This window comes from Nocardia sp. NPDC088792, from assembly GCF_044750615.1.
In the GTDB taxonomy this organism is placed as follows: domain Bacteria; phylum Actinomycetota; class Actinomycetes; order Mycobacteriales; family Mycobacteriaceae; genus Nocardia.
Genome location: NZ_JBIVKC010000007.1, coordinates 1 through 25023 on the forward strand (window position 1 = coordinate 1; position 25023 = coordinate 25023).

The 25023-nt window shown below is 68.6% G+C and carries 24 protein-coding genes, 1 rRNA gene and 1 pseudogene; 9 read left to right on the top strand and 17 right to left on the bottom strand.

Translation table 11 applies throughout. The annotated features are described in order from the left end of the window. The 4 genes from ACIP5Y_RS39865 to ACIP5Y_RS39880 all read right to left on the bottom strand — a co-directional run. Nucleotides 1-82: ribosomal RNA gene (locus tag ACIP5Y_RS39865) — 16S ribosomal RNA — on the bottom strand; the annotation flags it as partial. 568 nt (nucleotides 83-650) lie between these two features. Then, on the bottom strand, nucleotides 651-1937 hold the full coding sequence (gene tyrS, locus ACIP5Y_RS39870) for a tyrosine--tRNA ligase (RefSeq protein ID WP_400358096.1): 1287 nt from the start codon (nucleotides 1935-1937) through the stop codon (nucleotides 651-653). 267 nt (nucleotides 1938-2204) lie between these two features. Next, complete coding sequence (locus ACIP5Y_RS39875; protein WP_400358098.1) at nucleotides 2205-2633, bottom strand: DoxX family protein; 429 nt, start codon at nucleotides 2631-2633, stop codon at nucleotides 2205-2207. Nucleotides 2634-2750: 117 nt separating this feature from the next. Next, nucleotides 2751-3422, bottom strand: coding sequence for a FadR/GntR family transcriptional regulator (locus ACIP5Y_RS39880; protein ID WP_400358100.1), 672 nt, complete (start codon nucleotides 3420-3422; stop codon nucleotides 2751-2753). Nucleotides 3423-3650: 228 nt separating this feature from the next. On the opposite strand from ACIP5Y_RS39880, the gene ACIP5Y_RS39885 reads away from it, so the two are divergent. Further along, nucleotides 3651-5288, top strand: coding sequence for a 2-isopropylmalate synthase (locus tag ACIP5Y_RS39885; RefSeq protein WP_400358952.1), 1638 nt, complete (start codon nucleotides 3651-3653; stop codon nucleotides 5286-5288). Nucleotides 5289-5669: 381 nt separating this feature from the next. Here ACIP5Y_RS39885 and ACIP5Y_RS39890 read toward each other — a convergent pair. The 4 genes and pseudogenes from ACIP5Y_RS39890 to ACIP5Y_RS39905 all read right to left on the bottom strand — a co-directional run. Further along, nucleotides 5670-6095: pseudogene (locus ACIP5Y_RS39890) on the bottom strand (Clp protease N-terminal domain-containing protein); the annotation flags it as partial. 68 nt (nucleotides 6096-6163) lie between these two features. After that, entirely contained in the window at nucleotides 6164-6784 is a 621-nt protein-coding gene (locus tag ACIP5Y_RS39895) for a DNA-3-methyladenine glycosylase (RefSeq protein ID WP_400358102.1), read from the bottom strand. 225 nt (nucleotides 6785-7009) lie between these two features. After that, complete coding sequence (locus tag ACIP5Y_RS39900; protein WP_400358104.1) at nucleotides 7010-7927, bottom strand: RNA polymerase sigma-70 factor; 918 nt, start codon at nucleotides 7925-7927, stop codon at nucleotides 7010-7012. A gap of 62 nt (nucleotides 7928-7989) precedes the next feature. Further along, nucleotides 7990-9171 carry an NAD(P)/FAD-dependent oxidoreductase gene (locus ACIP5Y_RS39905; RefSeq protein WP_400358106.1) on the bottom strand — a complete coding sequence of 394 codons (1182 nt, stop codon included), beginning with the start codon at nucleotides 9169-9171 and terminating at the stop codon, nucleotides 7990-7992. A gap of 182 nt (nucleotides 9172-9353) precedes the next feature. On the opposite strand from ACIP5Y_RS39905, the gene ACIP5Y_RS39910 reads away from it, so the two are divergent. Next, nucleotides 9354-10073 (top strand): DsbA family oxidoreductase, encoded by a 720-nt coding sequence (locus ACIP5Y_RS39910; protein WP_400358107.1) that lies wholly within the window; start codon nucleotides 9354-9356, stop codon nucleotides 10071-10073. Nucleotides 10074-10085: 12 nt separating this feature from the next. On the opposite strand, the gene ACIP5Y_RS39915 is transcribed toward ACIP5Y_RS39910, so the two are convergent. The 6 genes from ACIP5Y_RS39915 to ACIP5Y_RS39940 all read right to left on the bottom strand — a co-directional run bounded on the left by ACIP5Y_RS39915 (nucleotide 10086) and on the right by ACIP5Y_RS39940 (nucleotide 15308). Then, on the bottom strand, nucleotides 10086-11300 hold the full coding sequence (locus ACIP5Y_RS39915; RefSeq protein WP_400358109.1) for a low temperature requirement protein A: 1215 nt from the start codon (nucleotides 11298-11300) through the stop codon (nucleotides 10086-10088). A 25-nt stretch (nucleotides 11301-11325) separates the two neighbouring features. After that, the gene (locus ACIP5Y_RS39920; protein WP_400358111.1) at nucleotides 11326-11892 is read right to left on the bottom strand and encodes a hypothetical protein; all 567 of its coding nucleotides are present in this window, start codon (nucleotides 11890-11892) and stop codon (nucleotides 11326-11328) included. Beyond that, the gene (locus tag ACIP5Y_RS39925) at nucleotides 11889-13145 is read right to left on the bottom strand and encodes a molybdopterin-dependent oxidoreductase (RefSeq protein ID WP_400358113.1); all 1257 of its coding nucleotides are present in this window, start codon (nucleotides 13143-13145) and stop codon (nucleotides 11889-11891) included. The genes ACIP5Y_RS39920 and ACIP5Y_RS39925 overlap by 4 nt, the downstream gene beginning before the upstream one ends. Continuing rightward, complete coding sequence (locus ACIP5Y_RS39930; RefSeq protein ID WP_400358114.1) at nucleotides 13142-13696, bottom strand: methyltransferase domain-containing protein; 555 nt, start codon at nucleotides 13694-13696, stop codon at nucleotides 13142-13144. Before ACIP5Y_RS39930 ends, ACIP5Y_RS39925 begins: the two co-directional genes overlap by 4 nt. A 269-nt stretch (nucleotides 13697-13965) precedes the next feature. Then, nucleotides 13966-14646 (bottom strand): DUF2064 domain-containing protein, encoded by a 681-nt coding sequence (locus ACIP5Y_RS39935; RefSeq protein WP_400358116.1) that lies wholly within the window; start codon nucleotides 14644-14646, stop codon nucleotides 13966-13968. Beyond that, nucleotides 14643-15308, bottom strand: coding sequence for a glycosyltransferase family 2 protein (locus tag ACIP5Y_RS39940; protein ID WP_400358118.1), 666 nt, complete (start codon nucleotides 15306-15308; stop codon nucleotides 14643-14645). The genes ACIP5Y_RS39935 and ACIP5Y_RS39940 overlap by 4 nt, the downstream gene beginning before the upstream one ends. A 140-nt stretch (nucleotides 15309-15448) precedes the next feature. On the opposite strand from ACIP5Y_RS39940, the gene ACIP5Y_RS39945 reads away from it, so the two are divergent. From ACIP5Y_RS39945 to ACIP5Y_RS39955, 3 genes are read left to right on the top strand one after another with little or no spacing between them, the layout of a single operon-like run. Next, a complete protein-coding gene (locus ACIP5Y_RS39945) occupies nucleotides 15449-16939 on the top strand; it encodes a hypothetical protein (protein WP_400358120.1) in 1491 nt (496 codons plus the stop codon). Beyond that, nucleotides 16939-17643 carry a response regulator transcription factor gene (locus ACIP5Y_RS39950; protein ID WP_400358954.1) on the top strand — a complete coding sequence of 235 codons (705 nt, stop codon included), beginning with the start codon at nucleotides 16939-16941 and terminating at the stop codon, nucleotides 17641-17643. The genes ACIP5Y_RS39945 and ACIP5Y_RS39950 overlap by 1 nt, the downstream gene beginning before the upstream one ends. After that, nucleotides 17633-18667 (top strand): sensor histidine kinase, encoded by a 1035-nt coding sequence (locus ACIP5Y_RS39955; RefSeq protein WP_400358121.1) that lies wholly within the window; start codon nucleotides 17633-17635, stop codon nucleotides 18665-18667. Before ACIP5Y_RS39950 ends, ACIP5Y_RS39955 begins: the two co-directional genes overlap by 11 nt. Nucleotides 18668-19092: 425 nt before the next feature. Here the strand turns inward: ACIP5Y_RS39955 and ACIP5Y_RS39960 are convergent, their stop codons facing one another. Continuing rightward, nucleotides 19093-20583 (bottom strand): amidase, encoded by a 1491-nt coding sequence (locus ACIP5Y_RS39960; RefSeq protein ID WP_400358123.1) that lies wholly within the window; start codon nucleotides 20581-20583, stop codon nucleotides 19093-19095. Between the two features lie 98 nt (nucleotides 20584-20681). Here ACIP5Y_RS39960 and ACIP5Y_RS39965 point away from each other — a divergent pair, with 98 nt between their 5' ends. Continuing rightward, entirely contained in the window at nucleotides 20682-21299 is a 618-nt protein-coding gene (locus ACIP5Y_RS39965) for a TetR/AcrR family transcriptional regulator (protein ID WP_400358124.1), read from the top strand. 3 nt (nucleotides 21300-21302) lie between these two features. Here the strand turns inward: ACIP5Y_RS39965 and ACIP5Y_RS39970 are convergent, their stop codons facing one another. After that, nucleotides 21303-22361, bottom strand: a complete 1059-nt coding sequence (locus ACIP5Y_RS39970) for an NAD-dependent epimerase/dehydratase family protein (RefSeq protein ID WP_400358126.1) — start codon at nucleotides 22359-22361, stop codon at nucleotides 21303-21305. Nucleotides 22362-22651: 290 nt separating this feature from the next. Here ACIP5Y_RS39970 and ACIP5Y_RS39975 point away from each other — a divergent pair, with 290 nt between their 5' ends. The 3 genes from ACIP5Y_RS39975 to ACIP5Y_RS39985 are packed head-to-tail and all read left to right on the top strand — an operon-like array spanning nucleotide 22652 to nucleotide 24782. Continuing rightward, nucleotides 22652-23392, top strand: coding sequence for an ABC transporter ATP-binding protein (locus ACIP5Y_RS39975; RefSeq protein WP_400358128.1), 741 nt, complete (start codon nucleotides 22652-22654; stop codon nucleotides 23390-23392). Next, the gene (locus tag ACIP5Y_RS39980) at nucleotides 23389-24177 is read left to right on the top strand and encodes an ABC transporter permease (RefSeq protein WP_400358130.1); all 789 of its coding nucleotides are present in this window, start codon (nucleotides 23389-23391) and stop codon (nucleotides 24175-24177) included. Before ACIP5Y_RS39975 ends, ACIP5Y_RS39980 begins: the two co-directional genes overlap by 4 nt. Beyond that, on the top strand, nucleotides 24174-24782 hold the full coding sequence (locus ACIP5Y_RS39985; RefSeq protein WP_400358131.1) for a TetR/AcrR family transcriptional regulator: 609 nt from the start codon (nucleotides 24174-24176) through the stop codon (nucleotides 24780-24782). Before ACIP5Y_RS39980 ends, ACIP5Y_RS39985 begins: the two co-directional genes overlap by 4 nt. Before the next feature lie 10 nt (nucleotides 24783-24792). Here ACIP5Y_RS39985 and ACIP5Y_RS39990 read toward each other — a convergent pair whose 3' ends face one another. After that, a complete protein-coding gene (locus tag ACIP5Y_RS39990; protein ID WP_400358133.1) occupies nucleotides 24793-25014 on the bottom strand; it encodes a Trm112 family protein in 222 nt (73 codons plus the stop codon). Between the last annotated feature and the right edge of the window lie 9 nt (nucleotides 25015-25023).

The following is a 25023-nucleotide window of genomic DNA, read 5'->3' on the forward strand; positions in this document are numbered from 1 at the left end:
CCGAAGGGCCTTACCGCTCGACTTGCATGTGTTAAGCACGCCGCCAGCGTTCGTCCTGAGCCAGGATCAAACTCTCCGTTGAAGACTCTCAACCACACCCGAAGGTGCAATCGGAAGAATTAACCAGAGTCCGAAAACCTTGGCAAAATCAAACGCCAGCAAAAAGATTTGCTGACTAAATGTCCGACCCTCACACGGGGGGTGAGGAATCGGAACCAAATTAAAACATTTGGCACTGACATTCATCGACACACTATTGAGTTCTCAAAGAACACACGCACACGTCAGATCCACCGAAGAATTTGATCGGATGTCCAACGAGGCAACTTTTCCAGCCTAACCGTAAGTCTCGACAGAGTCAAGGACCAGTTTCGGTCTGGAGTGTTCGTGCCAGGCGCTCCTCGTCCAACCTCGTTTCCCTGGTCCGAAATCCAGCCTCTGAGCTGGGGGTTTCGGTCCCGGTCGGTGTCCGTGTCGCTCTGACCTGGAATAAGTTACGTGGCGGGAAACGCTGCGTCAAATCCGCTGGTCACGGGCGCGTCTGCGCTGGTCACGACGATGCGGATCGGGACTATCGGCGACCTGGACCACCGGGTTGTGGCCCAGGTCATGCCGATCTTGTTCCGCTATCGATCGCCGGCCCGGCTCTGCTATCGATCGCCGGCCCGGCGGACGCCGGCGAAGTTCTTCTTGCCGCGACGCAGGACCAGCCAGTGTCCGTGCAGGTAGTCCGCGTCGGACGGCGTCCACTCCAGATCGGAGACGCGCTCGTTGTTCACGGCCGCGCCACCCTCATTGACAGCACGCCGTGCGGCGCCGCGGCTCTCCGACAGACCGGACGAAACCAGCAGGTCGACGATGGTCGCGTTCGGGTCGGCCACGGCGACCTTGCCGTCCACCGCGGACTCGGCCAGCGCCGCGGCCAGGGTGGATTCGTCGAGATCGCGGAGTTCACCGCGGCCGAAAAGCGCCTGACTGGCCAGCTGTACCGCGGCGGTGTTCGCTTCGCCGTGCACGAGCGTCGTCATCTCCGCGGCCAGGCGGCGCTGCGCCTCACGCGCGTGCGGGCGTTCGGTCGTGGCCTGCTCGAGCTCGTCCAGTTCCTCCCGGGAGAGGAAGGTGAACCAGCGCAGGTAGCGGACCACATCCGCGTCGGCGGTGTTCACGAAGTACTGGTACCAGGCGTACGGGCTGGTCATCTCCGGGTCCAGCCAGAGGCTGCCGCCGCCGGTGGACTTACCGAACTTCTTGCCGTCGGCCGAGGTCACCAGTGGAACGGTCAAGGCGTGCACATGCTCGCCGTCGATGCGGCGGTTGAGCTCCACGCCGGAGATGATGTTGCCCCACTGATCCGACCCGCCGACCTGCAGACGGCAGTCGTGCTTGCGGCGCAGCTGCAGGTAGTCGTTGGACTGCAACAGCATGTAGGAGAACTCGGTGTAGGACATGCCGTCGGCCTCGAGCCGCCGCTTGACCGTGTCGCGGGCCAGCATGACATTGATCGAGAAGTGCTTGCCGATGTCCCGCAGGAAGTCGATCGTGCTGAGCGGGCCGGTCCAATCCATATTGTTGGCGATGATCGCCGCGTTCGGGGCGTCGTCGAGGTCGACGAAACGCTCCAGCTGGGAGCGGATGCGGCCGGCCCATTCGGCCACGGTGTCGGTCGAGTTCATGGTGCGTTCGCCGACGTCGCGGGGGTCGCCGATGAGTCCGGTTGCGCCACCGGCCAGCACGACCGGGCGGTGGCCGGCACGCTGGAAGCGCTTCAGCGCCAGCAGCGGGACCAGGTGACCGGCATGCAGCGACGCGGCTGTCGGGTCGAACCCGGCATAGAGGGTGATCGGGCCCTTCGCGATCTCGGCCCGCAGGGCGTCGAGGTCGGTGGACTGCGCGATCAACCCGCGCCAGGTCAGTTCGTCGATGATGTCGCTGCTCACGCCTTCTATCTTTCCGCACGAGAATTGGTGCCGACTCCCGGGGCTCTCCGGGGTGAACCCCTGAAATCCCAGGTTGCCCAGGCCAAGAGACTCTCGCGGCTCGGAGGGGTGACCCCTTGAAACCCCAGGTTGCCCGGGCCGGGACAGCGGCTCGGGCGGACGAAGTCGTCGCGAAGGGTCGAACATGAGCGCGTTCGGAACACCCAGCGGACACGACTTTGTCCGCCGCCGATTGTCATCGGCAGCGGACTGGAGGTCGAGCGATTTTCAGCGGTGCACCAGGTCGGTGAAGGTGGCGAAGGAGGCGCGGCGCTCGTAGGCGATCCAGGCGAAGACGCCGACCAGGATCAGCGGGAAGAGGGCCAGGGCCGGGGAGCCGAGGACGAAGGCCTGGGTGGCGGCGGCGCAGATCATGGTGATGGACATGCCCGCGGCGGCGGGGGCGTTCAGGCGGGGCACCAGCAGGCCGATGCCGCCGGAGATCTCGACCAGGCCGGTGAAGTAGCGGAACCATTCGCCCCAGCCGATGGTCTGGAAGGTGCGCAGGGCGTCGGCCTGACCGAAGAGCTTGGGGCCGCCCGAGGCGATGATGAAGAAGAGACCCAGCACGATCTGCACGGTCCACAGGACGCGGTTGCGGATCTTGGAGGGGTGCGCGGCGGCGAGGGTCTGCGGGGCGGCGGCAATGGCGGTCATGTCGAAAGTCCTTCCAGGGCTTGCTGATTCGTTGTCTCGTGTTCGTTGTCGAACGCGCTCAACCATTCAGACGGGGGCCGCCGCGAGAACTCATCGCTTGCCCGGAAAGTTTTTCGATCAGCTGTCGAACGCCGCTTTCAGTGAGGTCAGATGGACGCGGCTGGCGGTGGCGGCGGCCTCGGGGTTGCGGGCGCGGACGGCGTCGTAGAGGACTTCGTGCGCATCGTGGTCGGCGTGCTTGTCGAGAGCCGGGCGGATGCGGAGCATGTCGATCATGGCGTGCCGCGAGCGCGGGACGAAGGCATTGAACATCTCGATGAGGATGTCGTTGTGGGCGGCCGCGACCACCGTGCGATGGAAGGCGGTGTCGGCGTCGACCAGCGCTTCCACCGAATCGCCTGCTTCGGCGCGTGCGGTCAGGGCGCGCAGCATGTTTCGCAGGTCGGCGGGGGTGCGGCGGCGGGCGGCCAGGGCGGCGCCCTCGGCTTCGATGGCGATGCGGGCCTCGATGACGGTGAGGATGTCGGCGCGGCGCAGCACGGTGTCCCAGTCCTCGGTGACGTCGAGGGCGGTGAGGAAAACGCCTGCGCCCTGCCTGCTTTCGAGGACGCCGCGGCCGGCGAGTTCGCGGATGGCCTCGCGCAGGGTGGAGCGGCCCACACCGAGCTGGGCGGCGAGCGTGGTTTCGCCGGGCAGTTTGTGGCCCAGTTCCCACTCCCCGGAGCGGATGCGGGTGAGCAGCACCTCGGCCGCCTGGGCGGCGAGCGGGTGCCTCTGGACCTGCGCCATGTTTCTTCGACCTCTCTACTTGTCTGAGGAGTTGTTTCCCTCTAGTCTAGGCCACATGGGACAGGGTGTGCTGCTTCTCCTTCGCTGCCGCAGCGGGGCCTGATCGACCGGCTCCCCGCTCGCGGGTAGCTGTGCTGCGCCGGTCGACACTTCCGAAGCGAAAGAGCACAGCAGCCGATGTCTTCCTCTGTTTCCCCCTTCGACTGGAATCCCCAGCAGCCCTCACACATGCCGTCGCATCGGTATCGCGATGTGTACCAGCGTGTTTCGGTGCCGTTGACCGAACGGCAGTGGCCCGCGAACCGGATCACCACCGCACCCCTGTGGGTGCCGGTGGATCTGCGCGACGGTAATCAAGCCCTGGCCGAGCCCATGGACCCGGGCCGTAAACGGCGGTTCTTCGACATGCTGGTGGCCATGGGCTACAAGGAAATCGAGGTCGGGTATCCCAGCGCCTCGCAGACCGACTTCGATTTCGTGCGGCTGATCGGTACGGAACGGCTGGCGCCGCAGGATGTCACGATCGTGGTGTTCACGCCGGCGCGGCGGGACCTGATCGAGCGGACGATCGAAGCCATCCGGGACATCCCCAATAACGTGGTCGTTCACATGTATACGGCCACCGCACCGATCTGGCGGGAGCTGGTGCTGGGCTCCTCGGCCGAACAGGTCGCCGACCTGATCACCGCCGGTGGCCGCGACATCCTGGAACTGGCGGGCGAGATGCCGAATGTGCGGTTCCAGTTCTCGCCCGAGGTGTTCATGCTGACCGAGCCCGATTTCGTGCTGGACGTGTGCGACCGCATGACCACGCTGTGGGATGCCACGCCGGAGCGGCCGGTCACGCTGAACCTGCCCGCCACCGTCGAGGTCGCGACCCCGAATGTGTACGCGGATCAGATCGAATACATGCACCGGAACCTGGCGCGCCGCGACAGCGTGGTGCTGTCGGTGCATCCGCACAATGACCGCGGCACCGGGGTCGCGTGCGCGGAGCTGGCGGTATTGGCCGGCGCGCAGCGGGTGGAGGGGTGCGTGTTCGGCAATGGTGAGCGCACCGGGAACGTGGATCTGGCGACGCTGGCCTTGAATCTGCATGCGCAGGGCGTGGATCCGATGGTCGACTTCTCCGATATCGACGAGATCCGCCGGACCGTGGAGTATTGCACGCGGCTGCCGGTGCCCGAACGGCATCCATATGCGGGCGACCTGGTGTACACGGCGTTTTCGGGGACGCATCAGGATGCGATCAAGAAGGGGTTCGCCGCGCATCGGACCCGAGCCGCGCAATTGGGCGTTCCGGAGCGCGAAATCACCTGGGAGGTACCGTATCTGCCGATCGATCCGGCCGATGTCGGGCGCTCCTACGATGCGGTGATTCGCGTGAATTCGCAGTCCGGCAAGGGCGGAATCGCCTATCTGCTACAGGAGGAGTACGGGCTGGAGTTGCCGCGGCGGCTGCAGATCGACTTCGCGCGGCATGTGCAGCGGCATACCGACCGAACCGGGAGCGAGGTGACGGCGGCGATGCTGTGGGCGCTTTTCACGGAGGTTTACGCGCCGATCTCGGGGCCGATCACGGTGCGGGACTTGGGTATTCGTGACGACGCTCCGGTCGAGGATGTGGTGCGGGCGCTGGCCGAACGCGGATACGCCGTCGAGGTATTGAGCGTCACCCACCAGGCCGTCGATACCCATCGGACTGCCGATCACGGGGATGCGGCGGCCGTCGCCTACCTGGAGTACCGCACGGGCCAGGGCGTGGCCTGGGCGTTCGGCCGGCACGAATCCACTTCCGGCGCAGCGGCTGCCGCCGTGGTCGCGTCGGGCAACCGGCTGTGGCGGGCGGCGCCGGTCCGGGTGTGATGCCGGGCCGGGAGCGCACCATGGAGCCGGTCCGGGTGTGATGCGCTGCCGGGAGCGCGCATTGCCGATGGAGCTGGCTCAGGCGGGGGTTTCTCCCGTACCCGATGCGGTCGCCGCGCCGGGATCGTCGCCGGAGGTGGCGGGCGAGCCCGGCGCGCCGGTTTCGCCCGAATCCCGTGCCGCGACGGCGATGCGGCGTTCGATATCGGCGATGCGCTCTTCCAGGCCGGTGAGTTCGCGGACGGTGTCGGCCGGGTCGGTGCCCGGTATGTCGGCGAGGCGGCGTTCGATTCGCGAGACGCGCTGTTCGAGGACTGCGAGGCGGCGGCGCAGTGGGGGTTCGGGTGCGGGCGCCGGGGGTGCGTAGGCGCCGGCGGGGAGGACGAGGGCCAGGGTCCGGGCTCTCGTGTCCGCTTCGTCGACGCCGATGGCGACCAGGATCTGCGAGCCGATTCCGTCGTGTTCGGACATGAGGGCCAGCAGGATGTGTTCGGTGCCGATGTAGTTGTGCCCCAACTGCAATGCCTCGCGCAGGGACAACTCGAGCACGTGTTTGGCGCGCGGGGTGAACGGAATATGTCCGCCGGGAGCTTCTTCCGGGACCTCGCCCACCGCCTGCCGGACCCTTTCGCGGGCGTCGTCCAGGTCGACCTGGCCGGCCAGTCCTTTCGCTCCCACCGCATCGTCGCCGTGCACCAGGCCGAGCAGGAGGTGTTCGGTCCCGATCCAGTTGTGCCCGAGCAGGCGGGCTTCCTCCTGGGCCAGGACGACGACCCGGCGAGCAGTGTCGGTGAAGCGTTCGAACATGGCAACCCCCATGACAGGCAATCCGCTTCCTACCCACGGTAGCCCCTTCCCCGTGACGCGCAGGGGTCTTACGCCGGGCGTTCCAGGCGCGGGGCGCGCGGACTGCGGCGATACGCCGATACCGCAGGCGATTCCGTGAGCCACAAGCGCCACGGGCGGTCCGCGGCGAGGCTGACGCCGACGCGCGGCCCGGCCGAGATCGCCGATTCCGCGAGCGGCGGCCCGAGTTCCAGTCGAATCTCCGATTTCGGGTCGAACAGCCGAATTCCATAGTCGTCCAAGGCGATTCCGAGCGCACTGCCCACATTGCCCGGCCCCCGGGCGAGATCCGCGTCGGTCCGCGCGGCCGGGCGCCGGGTGCGCGCGAGCTCGACGCCTTCGACGATCTCCCCGGCCCGGATCAGCACGGCGCTGGCGATCCCGTCCGGCCCGGTCGTCACATTCACGCAGGTGTGCATCCCGTAACTGAAGTACACGTACAGCACCCCGGGCGGCCCGTACATCACTGCATTACGCGGTGTCCGCCCACGACCGGAATGCGCTGCCGGGTCATGCCAGGGCCCGGCCGGGTCTCCCCCATACGCCTCGACCTCGACAATCCGCATGGCGACCACCCCGGACCACAACGTCGCACCCAGCAATCGGCGGGCGGCGGCCAGGGGTTCCACAGCCAGGTCTTCGGCACTCACGAGGCCCCATTGTTCCGGAGCGCCGCCCCGCCGGAGGTGTCGGGCGACCCTAGAGCCATTGAGCGACGCCACCGTGGGCGGAACAGGCGCCGGTGTGGTGGCGGCTGAAGCGGTGGCGCGATCTCGATTCGCCCGGATCGAACCGGGAAGCTGACACCGCCACCGGTGCTTGCCCGCGCCGCTGCGGCGAGTTGTCACGGGCCATCGGTCGGGTGGCTCGGGACGTCACTCCCCCGGGGACGGCGGGGTGGGCGGCGGGGACTGCAGGGCGGTGACCTTGTCCGGGTTTACCTGGAAGCGAATGTTTTCGATGTGGCCGGCGCGGATGTCGTAGGTGAGGGCGCCGACGCGGTAGTCGCCGAGGACGGCGAGGAGGCTGAGTTCGCCGTTGACCGTGGCGGATTCGAGGCGGATGCCGGCGGAGATCGGTTTGGTCATGACGCCGAGCAGCCAGCGGGCGACGTGGTCGGGGCCGTAGAGGGGGCGGCGGGCCGCGGTGACCTTGCCGCCGCCGTCGTTCCAGAGGGTGACGTCGGGGGCGAGGATTTCCATGAGGGCGTTGAGGTCTCCGCCCTGGGCGGCGGCCATGAACTTCGCGGTGATCTCGGTGCGGGCGGCGGTGTCGGTGTCGAAGCGGGGGCGGCGGGATTGCACGTGGTTGCGGGCGCGGTGTGAGATCTGGCGGATGGTGGTCTCGGGTTTGTCCAGGAATCCGGCGATCTCGGCGTGCGAGTAGCCGAAGACCTCACGCAGCACGAAGACCGCGCGTTCGGTCGGGTTCAAGGTTTCGAGAACCACCAGCATTGCGGTCGACACGGTGTCCGCCATTTCGGTTTCCCCGGCGGCATCGGCCGCGGTCAGCAAGGGTTCGGGCAGCCACGGGCCCACATAGGTTTCGCGGGTGGCGCGCGCGGAGGTGAGCCGGTTGAGCGCGAGGTTGGTGACGGTGCGCACCAGGTAGGCCTTGGGGTGCTGGACCGAATCATGGTCCACCTCATGCCATTTGATCCAGGCGTCCTGCAGGATGTCCTCGGCGTCGGTGACCGTGCCGAGCATCTGATACGCGGTGGCGAAGAGCAGCCTGCGGTGCTCGGCGAAGGGGTCGATCGGCGATTCGGTCCTGCGGTCCTGCATGGAGCTCATACCTACAGAGTGTTGCGGGTGCGCGCGAGCGGCGCGCCGGAACCCGGCGCGCCGTGTTCGCATCATGCGGCCGCCCGGGTTGCGCGGCCACCGTTCGAGAACTTGACCGGCGGCGCCATGTGGCGGTGCATCTTGAAACTCGGCCAGGGGCTGGCGCTGACGCTCTCCTTGTAGAAGACGGCCGCGCGACCCTTCAGGTACCAGCGGCGCGGGGTGTCGTCGGCATTGGTGAACTGGATGACGGCATCCTTGCGGCCCAGGCTGACCGGTTGATGGATGTAGCCGAAGCGGAAGGGCCCGAAGGTCTTTCCGCGCAACTGCCGGGCCAGGGTGTCGGCGGCGTATCCGGCCGAGGCCATCCCGCTCTGGCAGGTGCCGTGCAGTTCACCCCAGGGCTGCCGGATGACGGCCGCATCGCCGACGGCGAGGATCTCGGGGTGCGAGACCGAGCGCAGGGCGGGATCGGTGACGATCATGCCGCGGGCGTCGACCTCGATGCCCGACTCGGCGGCCAGTTGCGGCACCTTCACACCCGTGGTCCACAGGGTCAGGTCGGCGGGCACGAGTTCGCCGGTTTCCAGCCACACGGCGTCAGGCAGCACCTTGGCGACCTTCACGCCGACCTTGCGGGTGATGCCGAGGCGATCGAACGCCTTGTTCAGGTGCGCGCGGGCCTTGTCGCCCATCATCCAGCCGGGTTCCTGCGCGCTGATCAGGGTGACGTTCAGGCCGGGGTGCGAATCGGCGATCTCGGTGGCGGCTTCGATGCCGGTGAGTCCGCCGCCGACGACGGTCACGGCGCCACCGGCCGTCGCGATCTCGGTGAGGCGCTGCGAGAACCGGTGTGCCGCACGGGGATCGTTGAGAGTCCAGGCGTGGTCGTCGGCGCCGGGGACACGGCCGGTGTCGGTGGCGCTGCCGAGGGCGTAGACCAGAGTGTCGTAGGCCAGGATGTCGCCGTCACCGAGGGTGACGGTGCGGTTCTCCGGATCGATGGCAGTGGCTGCGGCGCAATGGAATTCGATGCCCGCACCGGCCATCGTCCCGGGGATGTCGAAGTGGGCCAGTTCCTGTCCGGCGGCGACCTGGTGCATGCGCAGCCGTTCGGTGAAGCGGTTCGACGGGTTCACCAGGGTGATCTGAGCATTCTGCTTGCGGGTTCGGCGGGCCAGTCGGACGGCGGTGAGCATTCCCGTGTAGCCGGCGCCGAGGATGACGATCCGGTGGGTGGCGTTGGCGTTCATGACGGTCTCCGTGGGTGTGGGTTCCTTGTCGGTCGCGTATGGGACAGGGCAGCCCCCGCAAACGTGACAACTCCACGGCTATGACCTGGATCACTGCGGAACATTCGATCGCTTCCCGCGGTTGGGACTGGGGTGGCCGGGTCTCCGGCCTGCGGAAACAGCGTCGTGGAGTGTGAGGTGTGATGGCCGTACAGGTCGAAATTTGGACAGACATCAACTGCCCGTTCTGCTATTTGGGCAAGCGCCGGTTCGAGGAGGCCCTCGCGGCGTTCCCGCACCGCGACGGCGTGCAGGTGGTGCATCGGTCCTTCGAACTGGATCCGACGCTGCCGCTGGACCACAGCGATGCCGTGGTGCCGCATATCGCGGAGAAGTACGGCATCAGCGAGGCGCAGGCCGCCGCCAATGAGCGCGGGATCGGCGCGCAGGCCGAGGCGATGGGCCTCACCTATCGGATCGAGGGCCGCGATTTCGGCAGCAGCTTCGATATGCACCGGCTGCTGCACTACGCCTTGGCGCAGGGGCGGCAGGAAGCACTGCTGGATGCGCTGTACGCGGCCAACTTCGCCGAGGACGCGCCGCTGTTCGGCGATACCGAGCGGCTCGTGCGGGTAGCGGTCGGTGCGGGCTTCGACGAGACGGATGTCCGTGCGGTGCTGGACGATCCGGAGGCCTACGCCGACGCGGTGCGCGCCGACGAGGCCGAGGCCGCCCGGCTCGGCGCCCGTGGCGTGCCGTTCTTCGTGCTGGATCGCAAGTACGGGGTGTCGGGTGCGCAGCCGGCGGAGGTGTTCGCGCAGGCGCTGCAGCAGGCATGGAGCGATCAGGCGCCGGAGTTGCAGATCGTGGCGGACGCCGACACCTGCGGACCGGACGGATGCGCGCTGCCCGAGCGGAATTGAGTTCGTCCGGGCCTACTGGTCGCCGGGGGCGTGGGTGCCCAGCACCCGGCGGCCGAGTGGGGTGACGCGCGGGATGTACGTGCTGCGCTCGCCGGAGCTGATGCCGATGAGGTCGTCGGCGATGACGAAGGCGTAGGCCACCACGACCAGCACGATCAGTTGTCCCCAGGCGACCCAGGCGGTTCCGATCAGGGTCGTCGGCAGCACGCATACCGCGGCGAGCAACCGGTTCCAGGCGCGCGGCAGGCCGAGGGCGAGCCGGAATGCGGACTGGCCCAGGAAGAACAGCGCCACCCCGCCCGAAAGGGCCAGGGCCGCGGCCTTACCGGCGGGCTGATTGCCGTGCGCGATGGTCATGGAGATGCCCGCGGCGGTCATGATGATGCCCATGAGCAGGATGTAGAGCGAATAACCGTATGCGTTGACCGCGCCCCGGAGCCGGGCTCGCGCGGACAAGGCCGCCAGGGCGTGTTCGCCGCGCTCGTCGTCGAATCCGAAGTAGGCCCACCACAGCACATATCCGAGGGTGAGGCCGACCGCGACCGTCGCGACCAGTCCGATGGTCAGGTTCATGTCCGCCAGTCCCGCGCCGATGGCGACGACGGATTCGCCGATCGCGATGATGACGACCAGTCCGTGGCGTTCACAGAAGTGGCTGGTGCGGATGACGAATCCGTCCGGATTGCTCAGATACGGCGACAGGATCTGCACCACGATGGCCAGCCCCCACAGCAGTCCGCGCACCCAGCCGTCGGCGATGCCGCCGCCCAGTACCAGGACCGCGCACAGACCGTTGAGCGGTCCGATGCGCAGCATGGCGGACACCGCCGACTTCCCGCCCGCGGTCACGAACATTGCCGCGTGCACGGCGGTGACCAGCACGTAGCCGAGACCGAAGGCGAGCCCGCTGCCGGTGAAGGCGTGCGGGATGGCGATCGAGATGACGAAGAAGCCGAACATGCCGATCAGCAGGAAGGTGCGCCGCGAGCTGCTGTTGGGCGCGACCTCGTTGGTGAGGTACACGTACCCGCTGTACATCCACCAGATGATGGCGAACATCAACGCCACCTGGCCGAACTCCTGCCAGCCGGGATGGTGGATGAACGCGTGGGTCAACTGCGTGATGGTGAAGACGAACACCAAGTCGAAGAACAGTTCCAGAGTGGACGCGCGAACCTGGCCGCCTTCGGCTCGATCCTCGTTCACGCCGGGAATATCACTGGTCACGCCCCGAGCGTAGGGCCGCAACCGGTCATTCGCGCTGCGGCCCGGACGGTTCGGCGGGTTGCGGCGGGGCAGGGGCCGCCCCGGGTGGAGCGATGGCGGCCGAATCCTCCTCCGGCGCAGCCGTAACCGGTCCCGCGGCCGGCGTATCCCGGGGAGTGGGTTCGGCGGGTGCGGGTGCCCGGTGAGAGGCGACCGGGTGGGGGCGCGTCGCGAACAGGTAGACGATGACGGCCGCCCAGACGGTGAGAAGTGAAAGTGCCAGGCCGGCTGGGTAATTGCGGTCGAGGATGGTGTGGTTGCCGGGGACGGCGTCGGCGCGGCCCAGCACCGGGACCGCGAGGAGCAGCAGGGTGAGGGTGCAGATCGCGCCGATGGCGGCGGCTTTCCACCAGCGGGCGGGGAGCAGATGATGACCCAGCAGGCCGATCAGGGCGGCGGCGGGGCCGTAGATCAGGTTCTCGGCGAGGATGCCGCCGATGAACCAGGTCGCAATGGATTTCAGGTCGGTCGTGTTCATCTGCAGCAGCAGATTGATGCCATACGCAGCCAGGCCGAGGCCGAGTACGCCGAGCAGGATCCGGAACGCCGTCATGACAGCTCCTCGATGGATTTCAGCCATTTGGTCTGCAGGACGCCGGGCCGGTTGGGGGCGATGAGGCGGCAGGGGTAGCCGTGGTCGAGGGTCAGGTCCGCGCCGTTGAGGCGCAGGGCGATCAGGGTGGAGGCGTCCGTGGCGAAGGAGTGCGGGAGCACCGAGGAGCCGTAGATGCCGGTGGTTTCCAGCGAGACGAAACGCACGTCGCCGCCACGGTATTCGCCGACCGATGCCAGCAGATCACGCAGGCGGACGCCGGACCAGTGGCCTTGGGCGCTCCAGCCCTCGACACAGGCGATGGGCAGTGCGCTGTCCGATTGCGGCAGGGCTTCGAGTTCGGCGCGGGAGAAGCCGCGTTCCCGTCCGCCGACTCGGACCGTCAGGACGTATTGCGGTGAGCGCGCGGTCTCGGTGACGGCTGCCGCGGCGGCGGTCCGGTTGATCGGAACTCCTTGCGGCCCATGGCCGCTGCGTGGCGCGAGTACCGAGACCCAGCGCAGGAACGGCACCGATTGGCCGGCGACCGCGAGTCCGGCGACCACCGTGCCCGCGCCGGCCGCCGCGAGCATTGCGCGCCGCGAGAGGCCCGGCGGACGGGTATTGCCGGGCGGCAACGCATTCCGTGGCCCCGCCACATCGGTGGAGGCGTCCGGGATCGGATCCGCTGCTGCTTCGGCGGCTTTCGGGGCACGTGACAGTACGTTGCGGACCACCGGAATCTTCACGGCGACATGCACGATGACCGCACCGACCGCGACATACGCCATGGCGTGATGCGTTGTGGTGAAGAAGAACTTCCAGGGGTAGAACTGCGCGGTATTGAACAGGCCCGTGACGATCTGGAACAGGATCGCCCCGATCAGCACCGCCACCGAGAGTCGTTCCAGTACCCGCGGCAGCGCTTCACGCGGGCGGATCGGCTCCTTCAGGAAGAACCGCGGGTACACCGACCAGAACTTCACCAGCAGTAGCGGAATCATCATGACGCCGACGGTCACGTGCACGCCCTGCGTGACCCGGTACAGCCACACCGGATGCGCGGGCCACCAGAACCATCCGGGCGGATGCTGGATCAGGTGACTGATCATCCCTGTCACGAACAGGATCAGCACGCCGACCCCGAGCGCCATGCCCGACCAGGCGGCGACGGTGGTCGAGCGCGCCGGACTGATCCGTCGGGTCAGCACTGCGGGCAGCAGCGAATCCTGTTCCGGTTCCCGCTGTTTCATGAGCGTTCCGATCCTGCTCATGAGCGCGCCAGCCAGACGATGGGGCGGTCCGAGACGGTCGCCGTGGTGAGCACGCGCAGACCCGCCGCGGCGGCCACGGATTCGGCGCGTTCGACGCCCACCCGCGCCCACGGGAACCACTCCCCCACCCGCGTCGGGCATTCCAGCCGGATCCGATCCACCACGACACCCGTTCCCGCGCGCGCGAATTCAACGATCGCGACCCCGTCGGGCGCGAGCAGCTCCCGGGTCCGCCGCAACAGCCGCACCGGATCCCCGCCGATCCCGAGATTCCCGTCCGCGAGGATGGCATAGGCCCATCGCCCGGTCCCCGGCATTCGCCCGAACAGATCCCGATGCAGCGCAGGCGCACCCCGGAACCTGGTCATGGCGACCGCCATGGGCGACACATCCACCCCGAGCGCGGCCACACCGTGCCGCAGCAGGCGCGTGGTCAAACGGCCGGGCCCGCACCCGAGATCGACGGTAGGGCCATCACAGCAGCAGGTCAGCACATGATCGACATGCTCGTCCTCGGGTGTGTCCGCGCCGAGCCACCGTGCGACACGCATGGGCCGCCGCGATCCGTCCCCGCCCCGGATCCAGCAGTCACCACCGACGAGCGCCCGCGCATATAAATCCGGCGCGCCGCCCGGCCCCCGCCCGTGCGGCCGCAGCCCGGCAGGCACCCAATGTCGTCCAGCGGCATCCGAATTGCCTCTTCCGCGGCTGAGACCACGGCGGCGAAGATCCGAATCCACCTGGGCCGATGCATGATTCGCGGACGCGTATCCGAGGCCGGCGGCATCGGTCGCGGCGGAGTCGGCTGCGGGTCGGCGATTCATAGCGACACTTCCGCGGGGGTGTAGAGGTGGGGGCGGGCGGCGGCGGTGAAGCGGCCGTCGGATTGGGCGGCGACGGTGAGGACGTCGGCATAGGTGTCGACGTCGGTGAGGGTGGGCAGGGTGTGGACGCGGAGGCCGGTGCTGCGCAGGGCTTTCCGGGTCAGGCGGCCGGTGTCCGGGGTGGACATGGGGACGCCGCGGAGGACGCGGGCCGGTTCGGGGCCGGGGAGGCCGAGGGCCCACCAGCCGCCGTCGGCGGCGGGGCCGAGGACGGCGTCGCCGGTGTCCAGGAGTTGGGCGGCGGAGGCTGCCAGCAGGGCGGGGCCGGCTTGCGGAGTGTCCATGCCGATTTGCAGTACCGGTAGACCGAAGCGGGCGGCGTCGGCGTGGGCATTGGCGAGGCGGTGTGCGAAATCGTCGCCGCGTTGCGGGAAGACATCGAAATGCTGTAGGGCCGAGTCGATTTCGCTGGAGTTCTCGGCCCGGTCGAGGTCGCCGACCCAGGCGACGGCGCAACGCTGGGCGCCGGCGTCGCGCATGGCGTCCAGGGTGTCCAGGAGGGCCGCGGCGGCCAGGCGGGCGGCGTCGCCGGGGGTGAAGGGTGGGGTGAGGCGGGTTTTGGCGAAGCCCGCGATGGGGGCCTTGGCGATGACGAGGAGGGTGACGGGCAGGTTCATCGGACGCTCCAGAAGTCGCGTGCGGCGCGGACGGTGCCGCGCAGGGAGCCCGAAACCTTGGATACGCCATGGGTTCTCGGGCGGTAGGTGATGTCGTGCTCGACCAGTCGCCAGCCGGAGCGGGCGGCGGCGATCAGCAGTTCGAGGGGGTAGCCGGACCGCGGGTGCAGGGGGCCGAGGGCGAGCAGGCGCTGGCGGCGCACCACCCGCATGGCGGCCACATCGTGCACGGGCAGCCCGTAGCGGCGGCGCAGGCGCGCGGCCACCAGGTGATTGCCCAGGCGCGCATGCCAGGGCCAGGCGGCGACGTGGTCGGGGCGGCGACGGCCCACCACCATGTCCACCCCGGGCCCGAGTTCGGCGACCAGGGCGGGCAATTCGCCGGGATCCATGGATCCGTCGCCGTCGAGAACGGCCACGATGGAGGTGCTCGCGGCGTGGATTCCGGTTTGCACCGCGCTGCCGTAGCCGGGCATCGGTTCGGCGACCACGGCGGCGCCGGCCGAGCGGGCCACGTCGGCGGTGCCGTCGGCGGAGCCATTGTCCACCACGATGACTCGATATCCGTCGGGGATTGCCGCGAGTACGCCGGGTAGGGCGCCGGCTTCATCGCGGCAGGGGATCACGACGGTCACACCCGATTGCTCGTTGCTTGGGGTCACGCAGTCGACCGTAGGCCCGCGAGGCGCGAACGGACCCGAAGACACTCGTGACGAAAGTATGACGAGACCTGTACGGATGCCCGATATCCAGGGGATCGTGGGTGCGGGCGGCCTAGGGTGAGGGCGTGCGGAAAGCTCCCGTGACCCTTGAATTGCCCGGTCGGCCACGCCGGGCCGATGTGTTGTGCGCGGCAGGCGCTGCCCTGCTGGTGGCCGCCGCCTTCCTGATACCGCTACTCATGGGCAAACGATGGCGGGATCACCTGTACGCGGGCGCCGCGCCGATCTTCGGCGATTGGCTGCCGCATATCGGGTGGGGCACCGGCCCGGCCATCGCGATCGCCATTGCCGTCGTGGCATACGGCCCGACCGCCGCGGCGCGCCTGCCCTGGCGGCGACTGCTGCTCGCCACCTGGCTGACCGCGCTGGCGTGGGCCTTCGCGCTGGCGATGGTGGACGGCTGGCAGCGCGGTTTCGCCGGACGGCTCACCACCCGCGACGAGTACCTGCACGAGGTCGGCGGCGTGCACGATATCGGGGCCATGCTGCGCGGATTCTCCGGCCGCATCCTGGATTTCCAGCCGGATTCGTGGACCACGCACGTGTCGGGGCATCCGCCGGGCGCGCTACTGGTATTCGTGCTGATGGACCGAATCGGGCTCGGCGGCGGCGCGTGGGCGGCGCTGCTGTGCACGGTCGTCGGCACCAGCGCCGCGGCCGCGGTCATGGTCGCGCTGCGCGCCCTCGGCTCGGAGCAGAATGCCCGTGCCGCAGCACCTTTCCTGGCCTTGGCCCCCGCGGTGATCTGGATAGCGGTATCCGCCGACGCACTCTTCGCGGGCGTGAGCGCCTGGGCGATCGCCCTGCTCGCCCTCGCGACCCAGCAGCGCTGCGGTTGGACAGCCGTCGCCGTCCTCTCGGGCCTGACCTTCGGTTTCGCGCTCTACCTCAACTACGGCCTGGTCCTGATCGCGGTCCCCGCGCTGGCGGTACTGATCGCCCGCTCCCTGCGCCCCGCCCTCCCGGTGGCCCTCGGCCTGGTGATCGTGGTCGTCGCCTTCACCGCCTCGGGCTTCTGGTGGCTCGACGGCTATCACCTTGTGGTGCAACGCTATTACCAGGGCATCGCCAGCGAACGCCCCTACTCCTACTGGGCGTGGGGCAACCTCGCCGCCACGATCTGTGCCCTCGGCCTGGCTCCGCTCGCCGCCGTCCACCGCACAGCCCGCGGCCTGCGCCTCCCGACCCTGTGGCAGACCACGCACCCGAACTCCACCGACGATCTTCCCCCGCTCACGCAGGCGGTCGGACACGGTAGTACCGAGGTGGCGGTAGCCGTGCTGGAGCCGAAAGCCGCCCTGGGTCTCAGGTTTCGGCTGCTGTCCGGCTTCGCGGAGTGGCGAGCAGCGGTGGTTCCCGCTGCGCTGGTGGCCGGGGCCGCGGCAATCGCCGTGCTGCTGGCGGATCTCAGTGGGTTGAGTAAGGCTGAGACGGAGCGGATCTGGCTGCCGTTCGATGTGTGGATGCTGGCGGGGGCGGCTTTGCTGCCGCGGCGGGATGTTCGGGTGTGGCTGGCGGTGCAGGCGGTGGGGGCGCTGCTCGTCAATCACTTCATACTGACGAATTGGTGATGGTGATGCGGATTCTGGTGGCGGACGACGATCCCGTGGTGCGGGAGGTGGTGCGGCGGTACCTCGAACGCGACGGGCTGACGGTGATCGAGACGGCGGACGGGCCGTCGACGGCGGCGGTGCTGGCGCGCAATGAGATCGATCTGGCGGTGCTGGATGTGATGATGCCGCCGCCGGACGGGATCGATCTGACCCGGGCCGTGCGGTCCGGACCGCATCCGGATATGCCGATCATCCTGCTCACCGCCCTCGGCGAAGAGGACGACCGGGTGATCGGATTGCAGGCCGGGGCCGACGATTACGTGACCAAGCCGTTCAGTCCGCGGGAACTGGCGCTGCGGGTGGCGTCGGTGCTGCGGCGCGCGCACCCCGCGCCCGCCGTGGACGAGGTGCTGCGGGGCGATCAGGTGGAGCTGCGCCGCGGGTCGCGGACGGTGCTCGCCGCCGGTAAGCCGGTGGAGCTCACCGCACGCGAATTCGACCTGCTCGCTTTCCTGCTCGCCAATCAGCAACGCGTGTACAGCCGCAGCGAACTGCTGTCGGAGGTGTGGGGCTGGTCCTTCGGGGATCTGTCCACGGTCACCGTGCACATCAAACGCCTGCGCGCGAAACTGGGCGCCGCGCATCGCATCGAGACGGTGTGGGGTCGCGGATATGCCTGGGGCCGGGCCGATTCCACCGAGGAGGTCACCGGTGCCCACTGATACCCCGTCCCTCATCGGTTACGCGCTGGCGGGTTCGCTGCCGGTGGTGGTGATCGGCGCGCTCCTGTTGCGCTACACCAGGAATCGCACCATGACCACGAGTATGGCTGTGCTGGTGCTGATTCCGACGCTGGCCACCCTCGCCGGAGTGGTAGCGGTCAGCGGGCTCATGTTCACCCACGACTTCATGCGCACCGCGGTCGTGCTCGCGGTGGTGGCCGCGGTGACGGTGCCGGCGGCCGTCCTGCTCGGCCGGGAACAGGCGCGGGCCATGGTGTGGGAGCGGGAGATGCTCGAACAGGAAAGGGCGGCCGAACGGTCGCGCCGGGAGCTGGTCGCGTGGGTCAGCCATGATCTGCGCACCCCGCTGGCCGGTATCCGCGCCATGGGTGAGGCCCTGCAGGACGGAGTGGTGGCGGGCCCGGTCGATGTGGCGCGGTACGCGGATCGCATTGTGCGCGAGACGAATCGGCTCTCGGCCATGGTGGACGACCTGTTCGAGATGTCGAAGATCAATGCCGGTGCGCTGCGCCTGCAGATGGAACCGGTCGATCTGCGCGAACTCATCGACGAGGTGCTGGCCGCCAATCAGCCGACCGCGGAGAAGGCGCACATCAAGCTGTCCGCGCGACAGCCCGACGACCGCATCGTGGTGGCGGGCAGTGATCGGGCACTGGGCCGGGTGCTGACGAATCTGGTGGCGAACGCGATCGCGCACACGCCGCCGGGCGGCCGCATCGATATCTCCGCGGGCGCGGCGGACGGCCACGCGTGGACCCGGGTGGACGACACCGGGCCCGGTATCGCGGAGGCCGACCTGCCCCGCATCTTCGAGGTCGCCTATCGCGGCAGTACCGCGCGCTCGCCGGGCGCCGATGGGCTGGGTAGCAGCAGCGGTATGGGCCTCGCCATCGCCGCTGGTCTGGTGGCCGCGCACAGTGGCGATATCACCGCCCGCAATCGGGAAGACGGCGCTCGTTTCGAGGTCCGGCTCCCCTTGCTCGGCTCCAATGGAGAGACCTGATGGCCCGGTTCTCCTGACCGACCAGTAACGCCAACTCGCAGACCGGGCGTGCCATCTGCCGCCGCGATGGTGGTGGTGTGTCCTCCATGACGCGACACTCGTTGGGACCGACTGAGATTCAACCGATTCGATGGCGGTCTGCTCCGGGCGCCGTGGGGCGTGCCGTGGTTGCGTCCGTCCAAGGATGTTCCGTGGGTGTGGCTATCTCAGACTCCAGCCGCCTCCGCGGGCGCCGGCCGACAACGCAGTACGGGGCGTCGGATACGTGCACGACGCCCGGAGCACTAAGCGGCCCGGAAGCCCCGCAGCTTCCGGGCCGTTGTCCATTCCGGCGCACGCCGCCGACGATTCCGGCCGGCCGGCTGTTCCTCGCAGGTCACGCGGCCGGATCCAGGGGACCGGTCCGCGTACACCCGCACGACAGCTCAGACCATCGGTTCGGGCGGGTGCTTGTCGAACCAGGGCTGCGCGGCCTCCAGCTCGGCGGCCAATTGCAGCAGCAGGTATTCCGAACCGGTGGGGCCCACGAACTGGGTGCCCAGCGGCAGGCCGGCGGCGGTCCAATGGGTGGGGACGCTCATGGCGGGGCGGCCGGTGATGTTGGCCAGCTGGGTGAACGGGACCGCGGACAGGTTGGCTGTCACCTGGTTGCGGTAGAAATCGGTGCGGGCCAGGACTTTTCCGGCGCCGAGGCGGAGTAGCGGCGGTAGCAGGGTGTCCGCCGCCGCGGGGGTGCGGTTCTGGCCGATGCGCAGCGGCGGTTCGGCGAGGGTGGGGGTCAGCAGCAGGTCGTGGCCGGCGTGGAAGTCGGCAATGGCGCGGGTGTAGGTGTTCCAGCGGGCATGGGCCGCCATGAGTTCGGGGGCCGGGACGCCGCGGCCGACGGCGGCCAGTACCTGGGTGTCGATATCGAAATCGGCCGGCGAGGCGTGGCCCACGCGGCAGGCCTGCTCGAGTTCGGCGGCGGCCGAGGCGGTCCACACGGTCATGAAATCGAAGGCGAGCTGGCGGCCGTCGATATCAAGGGTGATGGGTTCGACTGTGTGGCCGAGACTTTCGAGAAGAGCGGCGACCTGTTCGACGGCGCGCACGGCCTCCGGGTCGACGGGCGTACCTTGCGGCGCGGCATGCGTGAAACCGATGCGCAGGCGCCGCGGCGGTTCGGTGACGGCGTCGCGGTACGGGCGGTCGGGGCTGGGCACCCCGTACGGGGCGCCCGGGTCGGGCGGGCTGAGCACGTCGAGCATGGCCGCCGTATCGCGGACACTGCGGGACAGCACGCCCTCGCTCACCGCGCCGAACAGCGGATCACCGACGACGGGACCGCTGGGGACGACACCGCGGCCGGGCTTGAGACCGAACAAACCGTTGCAGGCGGCCGGAATTCGGATCGAACCGCCGCCATCGCTGGCTCCGGCCATGGGCACGACGCCCGCGGCGACGGCCGCGCCGGAACCGCCGGACGAGCCGCCGGGGGTACGGCCGGTGTCCCACGGATTGCGGGTGGCGCCGAAGGTCCGGGTTTCGGTGATGGCCTTGCTGCCGAATTCGGGGGTGGTGGTCTTGCCGAAGACGACGAGCCCGGCATCCAGCCAGCGCTGCACCACGATGCTGTTGCGGGTGACGGGCACCTTGCGCAGGGGTCCGGTGCCGCCGGAGGTCGGGTAGCCGGCGTAGTCCTGGCCCAGGTCCTTGATGAGGAACGGGACGCCCGCGAAGGGTCCGGTGAGGTCGGCGCGCTGTGCGAGTTCCTTGCCGTTCTGTTCCATGAGCAGGCTGATCGCATTGAGCGAGGGATCGACCTGCGCGGTGCGGTCGAGTGCGAGTTGCAGCAGCTCGGTGGGGTGCACGTCGCCTTTCGCGACGAGTTCCGCCAGGCCGACCGCGTCGTACGCGCGGTATTCGTCGTACCTCATGTTCTCTCCTCACTCGCCGGCGCGCTGTCCCGCCGCACTCCCCGAGAATAGCCGTACCAGTCGGTTAGGTAACCGTTCGGAACGGTAATATCTCGCACATGCGGGCACCAGAAGCGGAAACCAGGATCGACGGCCGGACCTTGCGCTTCCAGCATCGCCGGCCGGAACTACTCGCCGCCGCCACCGAATACGTGCTCGACAATGGCGTACGGGAGCTGTCACTGCGACCGGCCGCGCGGGCGCTCGGCGTCAGCCACGCCACGCTGATCAGGCATTTCGCGACCAAGGAAGCACTGATCGCCGAGGTGCTCGAGCATATTCGCGCCGATTTCGAGGAGCGGCTGCTCAGCGAGGAACTGCGCGCGGTGGACTCGCCGCCGGAACTGCTGCGCGCGGCGTGGCAGCATTTGTGCCGGCCGCGGGAGCAACGCCAGTTCCTGGTGTTGTTCGAACTGGTCGCCACCGCCGCTCGCACGCCGGATCATCCGGTGTCGGCGCTGGTCACGGATTGGCTGACCGTCATCGAACGGGAGCTGCTGCGGTATCACTGGCCCGCCGAAACCGTCTCGCGGACAGCGACGTTCATTCTCGCGCAGGTCCGCGGCCTGCAGCTGGATCTGATCACCACCGGGGATCGCGCGCGGGTGGACGAGGCGTTCGAGGCGACCGTGGAATTCCTCATGCGCGAACGCGTTTCGGCGGACGGCGGCGCCTGAGGGTCAGCGCCAGGTGGGCGCTCCGGCCGCGGCCGTGGCACGCAGGGGTGCGGTGGCGAACTCCGTCAGACCGCGTTCCGGGGTGATGACGGCGGTGAAACCCAGTGCACGCCGGGCGCGTTGGGGACTGGCCACGATATGGCGGACATCGCCGGAACGGTAGTCACCGGTCACCACCGGCGGCTTGCCATTGTGCGCGGTGGCCAGCACGGCAGCCACTTCCGCGATCGTGATCGGGTGACCCGAGGCGATGTTCAGCGGGGTGAACGGGCCGATCGGCTGCTCGACGGCCGCGAGATTGGCCGCGGCGATGTCGTGCACGTGGATGAAGTCGCGGGTCTGCCCGCCGTCTTCGAATACCCGGGGCGACTCCCCCGCCTCGAGCGATGAGCGGAAGATGGCGGCGACACCCGAATACGGTGTGTCCCTGGGCATATCGGGGCCGTAGACATTGTGGTAGCGCAGTGCGGTCACGGTGCCGCCGGTAGCCGCGGACCAGGCCGCCGCGTAATGCTCCTGCGCCGCTTTGGCCGCGGCGTAGAGGCTGCGCGGGCGCAGTGGGGCGTCCTCGTCGATGGGGGACCAGGTCAGGGGCTCGCCGGAGGGTGCGTAGTTGTCGAAGAGGCCGTGGTCGAGGTCGGCGGGGATCCGCGGACCCGGGGCGACCTCCGTCCCGTCGGCGGTGATGTACCGGCCTTCGCCGTAAACGACCATGGACGACGCCAGTACGAGATGACCGACCTGCGCCCGATCCATGGCGGCGAGCAGGACGGCGGTGCCGAGGTCATTGTGGCTGGCGTAGGCGGGGGCGTCCTGAGCGCTGACGCCGGCGCCGACCACGGCGGCCTGGTGACAGACCACGTCGATGCCGGTCAGGCGGGCATCGAGGGCTTCCGGGTCGCGGACGTCGACGCGGTCCACGCCTGCCGGGGGCGCCGCGTCGGGGCCGTGGGCGGCGGGCAGCATGAGGTCGAGGGCGGTCACCTCGTGACCCGCGTCCAGCAGGGTGCGGTGAATGTGCGAGCCGATGAATCCGGCTGCGCCGGTGAGCAATACGCGCATATACGGTCTCCTTGGCGGCGAGGATCCCGATCGGCCGGCGAGCGCACGGCGGATCCGGGTACTCCGGCGATTCTCGGCGGTTCCGGGTTCGAATACTGGCCGACTGGCCGATTCGGCCGGGTTTGTCACGGTTTCGTCAGACCGATCCGGACATACATGCCTTAATGCGCATATTCCCATGTACATATGGGCGAGGATGCCGCCGATCTCCCGCGTGGCGGGGCTTGCGGCATCCCACGTCCGGGCGCACAATTCACCACGTAGTGAATTCAACACTCGATGAATTGAGGGTGACTGTGACGGCGCCGACCACTGCCCCGCCCGCCATCGCCATCGCACACCTCGAAGTGCGCCGCGGCGGGCACCAGGTACTCCAGGACATTTCGCTGACCGTGCCGCGCGGCAGCATCACCGGGCTGCTCGGGCCGTCCGGCTGCGGCAAGACCACGCTCATGCGCAGCATCGTGGGCACGCAGATCCTCGAAAAGGGCACGGTGACCGTGCTCGACGAGGAAGCCGGGTCGAAAGAGCTGCGGCAGCGGGTCGGGTACGTGACCCAGGCGCCCAGCATCTACGACGACCTCACCGTCACCGAGAACGTCTCGTATTTCGGTGCGCTGTACGGGGCTTCGGCCGCGGAGGTCGAGACCGCGCTCGCGGCGGTCGGGCTCGGCAGTCATGCGCGGCATCGGGGCAATCAGCTCTCCGGCGGGCAACGGACCCGGGTATCGCTGGCCTGCGCGCTGGTGGCCGATCCGGAACTGCTGGTGCTGGACGAACCGACCGTCGGGCTGGATCCGGTACTGCGCGCGGATCTCTGGGAGCAGTTCCGCGCGCTCGCGAAACAGGGGCGCACACTGCTGGTTTCGAGTCACGTCATGGACGAGGCCGAGCATTGCGATGAACTGCTGCTCATGCGGGAGGGGCGGCTGCTGGCTCAGCTCTCCCCCGCCGAACTGCGGTCCGACACCGGCGAATCCAGCCTGGAGAACGCCTTCCTCAAGCTGATCCGGATGGGAGAAGAGCTGTGACCGCCACCCTTTCGCGACCGGCCGGGCCGCAGCCGCTGCGCTGCTACACCGCCACCACCCTGCGGATCCTGCGGCAACTGCGCACCGATCGGCGCACGGTTGCCATGATTCTCGTGGTGCCCGCGGCGCTGATGACGCTGCTCTACTTCGTGTACAAGAACTATCCGGAATTCCCTGGCGAACCGAGGCTGTTCGACCGGATCGGGATCACCATGCTCGGCATCCTGCCGTTCGTGGTCATGTTCCTGATCACCGCGATCGCCATGCAGCGCGAACGGGTTTCGGGGACCTTGGAGCGACTCATGACCACGCCGATCTCCAAGCTGGATCTGCTGGCCGGGTATGCGAGCGCATTCTCGGTCGCCGCGGCGGCGCAGGCGGCGGTCGCGTGCCTGGTGGCGTTCTGGCTGCTGGGACTGAACTCGGCGGGCAGTCCGGCATTCGTGGTGCTCATCGCGATCCTCGACGCGGTACTCGGCGTCGCGCTGGGCCTGCTGGCAAGTGCGTTCGCGCGCACCGAGTTTCAGGCCGTACAGTTCATGCCCGTGATCGTGTTGCCGCAATTCTTCCTGTGCGGATTGCTGGTGCCGCGCGGCCAGCTGCCCGGCTGGCTGGGAGCCATCAGCGACGTGCTCCCGCTCAGCTATGCGGTGGACGCACTACAGCAGGTTTCGACGCACACCGGCGCGACGGGTCTGATGTGGCGGGATCTGGCGGTCGTGGCCGCATTCGCCGCCGTCGCACTGATTCTCGGCGCGGCGACCCTACGGCGGCGCACCGCGTGACGTCCGCCAACAACGCGCGCAGTGGTCGGCGCCCCGGCAATTCCGGCACCCGGGAGGCGATTCTGCACGCCGCCCGGGAACGGTTCGCCGAGGTAGGTTTCGACCGCGCGTCGATCCGCTCCATAGCGACCGCCGCCGGCGTGGATCCCGCACTGGTGCACCACTATTTCGGCACCAAGGCCGAACTACTCGCCGCCGCACTACAACTCCCCATCGATCCGCGAATCGTACTGGCGCAATTGGCCGCGGTGCCGGTGGAGCACCTGGGCGAGACCCTGGTCCGAACGGTCGTCGGCGTGTGGGACTCCCCCCTCGGCGTCCAAGCCATCGCCGGTTTCCGCGCCGTCCTGGGCAGCGGCGACCCGGCCCTGGCCCGCACCTTCATGCTCGACGTCGTCCTGAAGGACATCCGCCCCCGCGTCGACTCACCCCCCGGCACCGGCGCCAAACGCGCGGTCCTCGCCGCCTCCCAACTGGCCGGCATCCTGGTAGCCCGCAAGATCGTCCAACTCGAGCCCATCGCCTCCATGCCCCTGGAAGAACTGGTAGCCCTGGTCGGCCCAACCCTCCAGCGCTACTTCACCGGTGACCTCCCACCCACCTGACGGAGACTGCTCAGGACTGGGTGAGGAAGTAGGTGTGTTCCTCGTCGGTGATGTCTCGGGCCTCGTCCACCAGGAGGACGGGGATGCCGTTGTCGACGGGGTAAGCGCGGTGGAGGCGGGGGTTGTAGAGCTCCTGGGCGCCGGATTCGGTGTGGACGAGGGTCAGGGGGCCTTTGTCCTGGGGGCAGGCGAGGAGGGTGAGGAGGGTGGCGTCCAAGGTTTCGTCCGGCATGGAGGACAA

What these genes read in the sequence shown, in the direction of transcription:
- ACIP5Y_RS39875 (WP_400358098.1), bottom strand. Translation starts at nt 2,633, where the DNA reads ATGACCGCCATTGCCGCCGCCCCGCAGACCCTCGCCGCCGCGCACCCC.
- ACIP5Y_RS39880 (WP_400358100.1), bottom strand. Translation starts at nt 3,422, where the DNA reads ATGGCGCAGGTCCAGAGGCACCCGCTCGCCGCCCAGGCGGCCGAGGTG.
- ACIP5Y_RS39885 (WP_400358952.1), top strand. Translation starts at nt 3,651, where the DNA reads ATGCCGTCGCATCGGTATCGCGATGTGTACCAGCGTGTTTCGGTGCCG.
- ACIP5Y_RS39900 (WP_400358104.1), bottom strand. Translation starts at nt 7,927, where the DNA reads ATGAGCTCCATGCAGGACCGCAGGACCGAATCGCCGATCGACCCCTTC.
- ACIP5Y_RS39905 (WP_400358106.1), bottom strand. Translation starts at nt 9,171, where the DNA reads ATGAACGCCAACGCCACCCACCGGATCGTCATCCTCGGCGCCGGCTAC.
- ACIP5Y_RS39910 (WP_400358107.1), top strand. Translation starts at nt 9,354, where the DNA reads ATGGCCGTACAGGTCGAAATTTGGACAGACATCAACTGCCCGTTCTGC.
- ACIP5Y_RS39920 (WP_400358111.1), bottom strand. Translation starts at nt 11,892, where the DNA reads ATGACGGCGTTCCGGATCCTGCTCGGCGTACTCGGCCTCGGCCTGGCT.
- ACIP5Y_RS39925 (WP_400358113.1), bottom strand. Translation starts at nt 13,145, where the DNA reads ATGAGCAGGATCGGAACGCTCATGAAACAGCGGGAACCGGAACAGGAT.
- ACIP5Y_RS39930 (WP_400358114.1), bottom strand. Translation starts at nt 13,696, where the DNA reads ATGCGTGTCGCACGGTGGCTCGGCGCGGACACACCCGAGGACGAGCAT.
- ACIP5Y_RS39935 (WP_400358116.1), bottom strand. Translation starts at nt 14,646, where the DNA reads ATGAACCTGCCCGTCACCCTCCTCGTCATCGCCAAGGCCCCCATCGCG.
- ACIP5Y_RS39950 (WP_400358954.1), top strand. Translation starts at nt 16,939, where the DNA reads ATGGTGATGCGGATTCTGGTGGCGGACGACGATCCCGTGGTGCGGGAG.
- ACIP5Y_RS39960 (WP_400358123.1), bottom strand. Translation starts at nt 20,583, where the DNA reads ATGAGGTACGACGAATACCGCGCGTACGACGCGGTCGGCCTGGCGGAA.
- ACIP5Y_RS39965 (WP_400358124.1), top strand. Translation starts at nt 20,682, where the DNA reads ATGCGGGCACCAGAAGCGGAAACCAGGATCGACGGCCGGACCTTGCGC.
- ACIP5Y_RS39970 (WP_400358126.1), bottom strand. Translation starts at nt 22,361, where the DNA reads ATGCGCGTATTGCTCACCGGCGCAGCCGGATTCATCGGCTCGCACATT.
- ACIP5Y_RS39990 (WP_400358133.1), bottom strand. Translation starts at nt 25,014, where the DNA reads ATGCCGGACGAAACCTTGGACGCCACCCTCCTCACCCTCCTCGCCTGC.